General features: G+C 68.1%; 3 protein-coding genes. All 3 read left to right on the plus strand.

Annotated elements, in window-relative coordinates; genetic code table 11:
• Positions 1-102: 102 nt before the first annotated feature.
• Complete coding sequence (locus tag ACE3T5_RS12630) at positions 103-2301, plus strand: type I secretion system permease/ATPase (RefSeq protein WP_374668136.1); 2199 nt, start codon at positions 103-105, stop codon at positions 2299-2301.
• Entirely contained in the window at positions 2298-3653 is a 1356-nt protein-coding gene (locus ACE3T5_RS12635) for an HlyD family type I secretion periplasmic adaptor subunit (protein WP_374668138.1), read from the plus strand. The genes ACE3T5_RS12630 and ACE3T5_RS12635 overlap by 4 nt, the downstream gene beginning before the upstream one ends.
• A gap of 116 nt (positions 3654-3769) precedes the next feature.
• The coding region (locus ACE3T5_RS12640) for a tandem-95 repeat protein (protein WP_374668140.1) at positions 3770-8675 on the plus strand (4906 nt) is incomplete at its 3' end.

Raw genomic sequence — 8675 nt, forward strand, 5'->3', positions numbered from 1 at the left:
GCTGACGGCGGGCGTCGGTAAGCACTCACGGCCTCCCTACAATCTTAGGCAGGACGTCTTACATATGAACTCGGGATCCCATGGGTCCCGGCACGGAGTCGAATGACACAAGCAGAGGCCGCCCAAGTCCCGGCGGCAGCCACAGGTTGGGAAGATCTCCGCCAGCAACTCCGGCAGAACCCCGAGCAGCCCGATCCGCTGCTCGACTGCCTGGTTGAGGTGACGCGGCTGCTGGGGCAACCCAGGAGCCGCGCAGCGCTGTCCGCGGGTCTTCCGCTGGGACCGAAGGGCATGACGCCATCCGTGTTCGCCCGATCAGCGGCCCGCGCCGGACTGGCGACGCGCGTGGTGCGCCGATCCCTCGGGCAGCTCGACCTCGCCGTCCTGCCCATCGTGCTGCTCCTGCAGGACGAACAGGCCGCCGTGCTCGTCGGCTGGGACCAGGCCGCCCAGGCCGCACGCCTGCTGCTGCCCGAGACAGGGCAGGGCGAGGTCCTGATGCCCGTGGCCGAGCTGGAGCGGCGCTATACCGGCATGGCCATCTCGGTGCGGCCGCGTTTCCGCTTCGACGCGCGTGCGCCCGAGTTGCACACCCGTCGTGAGGGCCACTGGTTCTGGACGGCCATGGGTGAGCAGGCATCGCTCTACCGGGACATCCTGGGCGCCGCGCTGCTGATCAACCTGTTCGCGCTCGCCCTGCCGCTGTTCACGATGAACGTGTACGACCGCGTCGTGCCCAACTTCGCCGAGGGCACGCTCTGGATGCTGGCGGTCGGCCTGGCGCTGGTGATCGTGCTCGACTACGTCGTGCGCATGGTGCGCGGCCACTTCGTGGACCTCGCGGGCAGCCGCATCGACGTGCGCCTGTCCGCGCAGATCATGGAGCGCGTGCTGGGCATGCGCCTGAAGAACCGGCCGGCCTCGGTGGGCGCTTACGCCGTCACGCTGCGGTCGTTCGAGACCGTGCGTGACTTCATCGCCTCGGCCACCATCACGGCGATCATCGACGTGCCCTTCGCGGTGCTGTTCCTGATCGTCATGGGGTGGATCTCCTGGTACCTCGTGCTGGTGCCGCTGGTCTGCCTGGTCGGCGTGGTCATCTACGCCTGGACCGTGCAGGGCAAGATGGCGCGCCTCGCCGAGACCACCTTCCGTGCGGCCGCCACACGCAACGCGACGCTGGTCGAGGCGCTGACCGGCCTGGAAACCATCAAGGCGCACGGCGCCGAGCGCGTGATGCAGACGCGGCTGGAAGCAACCTCGGTCTTCCTGGCCGCCACCAGCGCCCGCCTGCGGCTGATGTCGTCGTCGGTGGTGAACGTGGTGAGCGGCGTGCAGCAGATCGCCAGCCTCCTGCTCATCGTGGTGGGCGTGTACCTGATCCGCGAAGGGCAGGTCACGATGGGTGGCCTCATCGCGTCGACCATGCTCAGCGGCCGTGCGCTCGGGCCGATGACCCAGCTCGTGGCGCTGATGATGCAGTACGAGAACGCCCGTGCGGGGCTGACCTCGCTCGACGCCACCATGCAGGCGCAGCAGGAGCGATCGCCCGACGCGACCTACCTGCACCGGCCCCAGCTCGGTGGCCAGATCGCGTTCGAGAACGTCCACTTCGCCTATCCGGGGAGCAAGCAGCCGGTGCTGCGCGGCATCAACCTGCGCATCGCCGCGGGCGAGCACGTCGTGATCATCGGCCGTGTCGGCTCCGGCAAGACGACGCTGCAGCGGCTCATCATGGGCCTGCACACGCCGGACGAAGGCACCGTGAAAGTGGACGGCGTGGACCTGCGCCAGATCGACCCGGCCGACCTGCGCCGCAACATCGGCTACGTGTCGCAGGATCCGGTGCTCTTCTTCGGGACGCTGCGCGACAACATTGCCATCGCCGCGCCCGACGCGGAAGGTCCCGCCGTGCTCGCCGCTGCCGAGCTGGCCGGGCTGGGCGGCTTCATCAGCGCCCATCCGCAGGGCTTTGACATGATGGTCGGCGAGCGCGGGGAGTCGCTGTCGGGCGGTCAGCGCCAGGCCGTGGCCATTGCCCGCGCAGTGCTTCTGGAGCCGCCCATGCTGGTGATGGACGAGCCGACGGGCTCGATGGACTTCAGCTCCGAGGCCCAGTTCAAGGAGCGGCTGCGCACGTTCTCCCAGGGGCGCACGCTCATCGTCGTCACGCACCGCAGCAGCCTGCTCGACCTGGCGGATCGCATCGTGGTGATGGACGAGGGACGCATCGTCGCGGATGGGCCACGTGACCAGGTCCTCGCCGACCTCAAGGCCGGCCGGGTCGGAAAGGCTTCATGATGCTGTCCGGACTGCGTCAGGTGCTCTTTCCCCCTGCCGGCACGGAGCCGCCGCCTCTGCCGGCCACGTTTGCGGCCGATGCCGAACGCCTGCTGCTCGAGCAGGAGCCCATGCGGGCCCGGCTGGTGCTGAGAATCTTCTGGGTGGCGCTGGTCGTGCTGCTCGTGTGGGCGGCGCTCACCCGCATCGACGAAGTCACGCGCGGGGAGGGCAAGGTCATCCCCTCGCGCCAGCTGCAGGTGCTGCAGAGCCTGGATGGCGGTGTGGTGGCGGAGATCCTGGTCAAGGAAGGCCAGGTGGTCGAGGTCGGCCAGCCGCTGGTGCTGATCGATCCGACCCGTTTCGATTCCTCCCTGCAGGAGAACCGTGCGCAATACCTGGCGCTGCTGACGCGTGCGGCCCGCCTCAGGGCCCTGGCCGAGGGCACCGCGTTCGAGCCGCCGGCCGAGGCGGTGAAGGAAGCGCCCAAGATCGTCGAGGCGGAGCTGCAGGCCTACCAGTCGAACCGCAATGCCCTGGCGGCCCAGCTCGGCGTGGCCGAGCAGCAGGTGGCCCAGAAACGCCAGGAGCAGGCCGAGGCGCAGGCCCGGCGCGACCAGGCGGCCAAGAGCTACCAGCTCACCATGCAGGAGCTCTCCTATACGCGTCCGCTGGTGGCCGGCGGTGCGGTCTCCGAGGTGGACGTGTTGCGGCTGGAGCGCGACGTGAGCCGCTACGCCGGCGAGCGCGACGTGGCTGCGGCCCAGATCGCGCGGGCCCAGTCGGCCATCGCCGAGGGCGCGCGCAAGGTGCAGGAGATCACCCTGACCGCCCGCAGTGAAGCCCGCAAGGAATTGAGCGAGACGCTGGGCCGGCTGAACATCAGCACGGCCGGCGGTGTGGGGCTGGCCGACCGCGTGGAGAAGTCCACGCTGAAGTCGCCGGTCCGGGGTACCGTCAAGCGGGTCCACGTGAACACGGTGGGCGGCGTCGTCCAGCCGGGCCGGGACGTGGTCGAGATCGTCCCGCTGGAGGAATCGCTGCTGCTGGACGCCCGTGTCCTCGCCAAGGACATCGCGTTCATCCGTCCAGGTGACAAGGCCGTAGTGAAGTTCACGGCCTACGACTTCGCCATCTATGGGGGCCTGGACGCCAAGGTCGAGCTGATCGGCGCCGATTCAGTGACAGATGACAAGGGAAACACCTTCTACACTGTCAGATTGCGTACGGAAAAGTCACAGTTGGGTCAGGGCATGCCGATCATCCCCGGCATGGTGGCCGAGGTCAACATCCTGACCGGCAAGAAGTCCATCCTCACTTACCTGCTGAAGCCGGTCCTGCGGGCCCGCGACTCGGCGTTCACCGAGCGCTGAGGGCAGGGTGGGAAGCATTTCACGAATAGGTGCGCCCGTCAGTGTTACAGCGCTGGCAAAGGCGTTACTGAAAGATACAATTAAACGAGTGGTTTAACTCGGAGCCAGGTTCAGTCATGGATCCACGCGTCATCGGAACGGTAGTCCTCATCGAGGGCACAGCCATCGCCAAGTCGGCCGACGGCCGGCAGCGTCAGCTCAAGCTCGGAGACCCAGTCTTCGAGGGCGAGGTCGTCTCCACCATGGAGGAGTCCCGGGTCGAACTCGGGTCCGAGAACGGTGGCCGCGTGGTGCTTCGCACGAAGGAGTCGGTGCAACTCGAGGCGGTGCTGTTCGACAACGCGCTGACGGCCGCCGACATCGATACGCGCGGCAATCTGCTGAGTCGGGTGGCCGAAGCGACCGACCCGGCCACGGTCGACACGGAAGGAATCAGCCAGGAACAGGAAGAAGACGAGGAGCGTTTTGGCAGCACGTCGCTGCTGGACCGCATTCGCGTGGACGACGGCAACTCGTTCGTGCGCCTGCCCCGCATCGCGGAGGAACTGCCGCGTCCGCCTTTCGTCACGCCGTCGCTTGGTGAAGTGCCCGTGGTGCAATCGCCCCTGGGTGACCCGGAGCAGGATACGCCCGTGGCGGGCGTGGAGTTCGAAGACACGCCTGGGACGTCCCCGCTCGAGGGCGGGCCGGTGCCTGCGCCCACGCCGGCGCCACCGGCGCCGCCCCCGCCGGCGCCTGCGCCGACACCGGCGCCGCCCGCTCCCCCGCCTCCGGCGCCGCCGCCGGTGGAGCCGCCACCACCCTCGCCGCCGCCGACCCCGGCGCCCACGCCCGTCCCGGCACCGCCGCCGCCACCGACCCCGCCGGCGGACGACCCGATCCCCGTGACGCCGCCGTCGAACCGGGTGCCGCCTGCGCAGGTCATCGCGGAAGACGACCAGCTCACGCTGGGAGGCAGCCGGGCCATCGTCGTGACGGACGCGGACAGCGCGACGATCACCACGACGGTCACCGTGACCAGCGGCACCCTGCTTGCGGTGACGGGTGGTGCCACGATCATCGGCAACGGCACCTCGTCTGTGCAGATCTCCGGTTCACCGGCCCAGGTGAACCAGGCGCTGGATGGCCTTCGTTTCACGCCAGTCGCCGACACCCCGGGCAGCGTCACGCTGACGGTGACGACGACCGACGGCGTCTTCTCCGCCGGCGACACGGTGGGCATCACGGTCACCTCGGTGCCGGACATCGTCAACGACACCGCGACAACCGCCATGAACACGGCGGTGACGATCAACGTGCTGGGCAACGACACCTTCGAAGGCACGCCCTCGGTGTCGGCCGTCAACGGTACCGCCATCACCGATGGTGGCGCGGCCGTCATCGTGACCAACGGCTCCGTCCAGCTGGTCAGCGGGCGGCTGGTGTTCACGCCGGCCACCGGCTTCGTGGGCACGCCGAGCTTCAATTACACGGCCATCTCCGGCGGCAGCACCGAGACGGCGACCGTCAACGTCACGATCACGGCCCCGCCGCCGCCCATCAACGCGGTGCCCGGCGCCCAGACGACCGCCGAGGACACCCCGCTTGCGTTCACGGGCGCTGCCACCATCAGCGTCTCGGATGCCAACAACGACCTGCAGACGGTCCGGCTGAGCGTCACCAACGGGAATCTCAACGTCAGCCTCGTGGGCGGCGCGAGCATCAGCTCGGGCGCCAACAACACGAGTACGCTCACGCTCGCCGGCACGCAGGCGCAGATCAACTCGGCTCTGGCGACCCTGCGCTTCTCGCCCACCGCCGACTACAACGGTTCCGCCTTGCTGACCGTGGTCAGCACGGACGGGATCAGCAACGACACCGACACCGTCGCGATCACGGTCACGCCGGTGGCCGACATCGTGTCGGACGCGATCACGACACCCAAGAACACGGCGGCGACGGCCAACCTGCTGTCGGGCTTCGGCACGACCAGCGGCACGGCGGACAATTTCGAAGGCTCACCGTCCATCTCCAGCATCACGCAGGGTGCCAACGGCTTCGTCACGGTGGGGGCAGGTGGCAACATCACCTACACGCCCAACACCGGCTTTGTCGGGTCCGACAGCTTCACCTATGTGGTGACGTCGCCGACCGGCGTGACCGAGACGGCCACGGTGAACGTGACCGTCTCCGCCGTGAACGAAGCGCCGGTCAACAAGGTGCCGGCGAGCATCGTCGTCGACGAGGACACGCTGATCGCGGTCAGCGGCGTCAGCGTCGATGACTCCAACACGGACGTCGTCAGCGCAACCCTGCAGGTGACCCATGGCTACCTGACCGTCACCTCGGGTGGCGCCACCGTCACCGGCAACGGCACGGCAGGTGTCCAGGTCTCGGGCACGCAGAGCCAGATCAATGCGGTTCTGGCCAGCATCAACTACCGGCCGCATCCCGACTACAACGGATCGGATTCGCTGACGATCACCACCACCGACGCGGCCACGCTGTCGGACACGGACACCATCCCGATCACGGTTCGCCCGGTCGTCGACATCGCCGACGACACGCAGTCGACGCCCCAGAACACGCCCGTCACCATCGCGGTGCTGGGCAACGACAGCTTCGAGGCTACGCCCACGATCACGCAGGTGGCCGGAACGGCCATCACGAGCGGCGGGGCCGCGGTGGCGGTCACCAACGGCAGCGTGCAGCTGGTGGGCAGCAGCCTGGTCTTCACGCCCACGGCGGGCTTTGCCGGTGTGGTGCCTGCCTTCACCTACACCGTCAGCTCCGGGCTCGTGACCGAGACGGCCAACGTCCGCATCACGGTGACCACGCCGAACTCGCCCGTCAACACGGTGCCCGGCGCGCAGTCGATCCCGGAAGACGGGACCCTGGCCTTCACGGGTGGCGCGACGGTCAGCGTGTCCGACCCGGACGGCAACCTCACAGGCGTGACGCTCGCGGTGACCAATGGCACGCTCGACCTCACCAGTTCCGGTCTGGCGGTCGTCACGGGCGTGGGCACGGCCAGCGTCACCATCACGGGGACCCAGGCGGACATCAACGCCACCCTGACCAGCCTGAAGTACATCCCCTCGCCGGACTTCAACGGCAACGACACGCTGACGGTCACCAGCACGGACGGCACGTTCAGCGATCTCGACACGGTGGCGATCACGGTCACGCCGGTGGTCGACATCACGGCCGACACGCTGACCACGACCGAGAACACGGTGGTCACTGCGAACGTGCTGACCGGCACGGGCGGGGCGACGGCCGACAACTTCGAGGGCAGCCCGAATGTCACCGCTGTGGGGACGCCCACGAACGGCGCGGTCACCTTCACGGCGGCGGGGCAGGTCGTCTACACGCCGAATGCCAGCTTCAACGGGACCGACCGGTTCACCTACACGGTCACGAGCCCGGCCGGCGTGACCGAGACCGCGACAGTGACTGTCAATGTCGGCTCGGTGAGCGATGCACCCGTCAACACGGTGCCCGTCTCCCAGACGACGACGGAAGACACCTCGATCGCCTTCACCGGCGCGCGCCAGATCAGCGTGACCGACGCCGAGAACGACGTCATCACGGCCAGGCTGTCGGTCAGCCATGGCGGCGTGAACGTGGTGCTGGGCGGTGGCGCCACGATCTCCGCGGGGGCCAATGGCAGCGCGACGCTCACGCTCAGCGGAACGCAGGCGCAAATCAACGCGGCGCTGGCCACGCTGACCTACAACCCGACGGCAGACTTCAACGGCACGGACACCCTCACCATCGTGTCCACGGACGCGACAGCGCTCACGGATACCGATTCGGTGGTGATCACGGTCACGTCGGTGGCCGACACGGTGGTCGATGCGGCCACCACGCCGCTCAACACGGCCGTCACTGTCAATGTGCTCTCGAATGACACGTTCGAGAACGCTGGCCGCGCCATCACCGGCGTGGGGGCTTCCGCGGTCACCGATGGTGGTGCCGCGGTCGCTGTTGCGAATGGCACGGTTCGCCTCACAGGTGGTCAGCTGGAGTTCGTGCCCACGACCGGCTTCACCGGCAGCACGAGCTTCACCTACACGGTCACGTCTGGCGGCGTGACGGAGACCGAGACGGTCAACGTCACGGTCTCTACCGCCGCACCGCCGAACGCGCCGGTCAACACGGTTCCCGGCACGCAGTCGACGAACGAGGACACGGCGTTCTCCTTCACGGGCCCGACCGGCATCAGCGTGGCGGATGTCGATGGCAATGTGTCCAGCGCGACCTTGACGGTCACGCATGGCACCCTGAGTGTCACGGCGGGTGGCGCGACGGTGGTGGGCAACAACACCGGCACGGTGGTTGTCACCGGCACGCAGGCCAACATCAACACGGCGCTCGGCACGCTGCAGTTCAGGCCGACGGCGGATTACAACGACAGCGGATCGTCGGCCAACGCGGCCGTGCTGACGGTGGTCACGAGCGACGGCACGTTCTCCGATACCGACACCGTCTCCATCCGGATCGGTGCCGTCCCTGACATCGTGGCGGATGCCGCCACCACGCCGCAAGACACGGCGATCACGATCAACGTGCTTTCGAACGACACGTTCGAGGCCGCGGGCGTGATCATCAATGTGGGTGGCTCTGCCCTCACGGACGGGGGGGCTGCGGTCACGGTGACCGATGGCACCGTTCGCCTGTCGGGCGGTCAGCTGGTCTACACGCCGACCACGGGGTTTGTCGGCTCGACCAACTTCATCTACACGGTCAGTTCCGGCGGTGTCACCGAGGCGGCGAACGTCAATGTGACGGTCACCAACGTCAATGACCCCCCCGTGAATACGGTGCCTTCAGCTCGCACCGTGGCCGAGGACGGCACGCTGGCCTTCACCGGTGGCGCCACCATCAGCGTGGCCGACGCGGACACGAATCTCAGCAGTGCCACGCTCACGGTCACCAACGGCGTGCTCAATGCCAGCAACGCCGGTGGCGCCACCGTCACCAACAACGGCACCGCCACGGTGACCCTCACCGGCAGCCAGGCGCAGATCAACACGGCGC

It is taken from the genome of Ramlibacter sp. (genome assembly GCF_041916345.1).
Classification (GTDB): Bacteria; Pseudomonadota; Gammaproteobacteria; order Burkholderiales; family Burkholderiaceae_C; genus Ramlibacter.

Coding starts and splice junctions, on each gene's coding strand:
- ACE3T5_RS12635 (WP_374668138.1), top strand. CDS start 2,298: ATGATGCTGTCCGGACTGCGTCAGGTGCTCTTTCCCCCTGCCGGCACG.
- ACE3T5_RS12630 (WP_374668136.1), top strand. CDS start 103: ATGACACAAGCAGAGGCCGCCCAAGTCCCGGCGGCAGCCACAGGTTGG.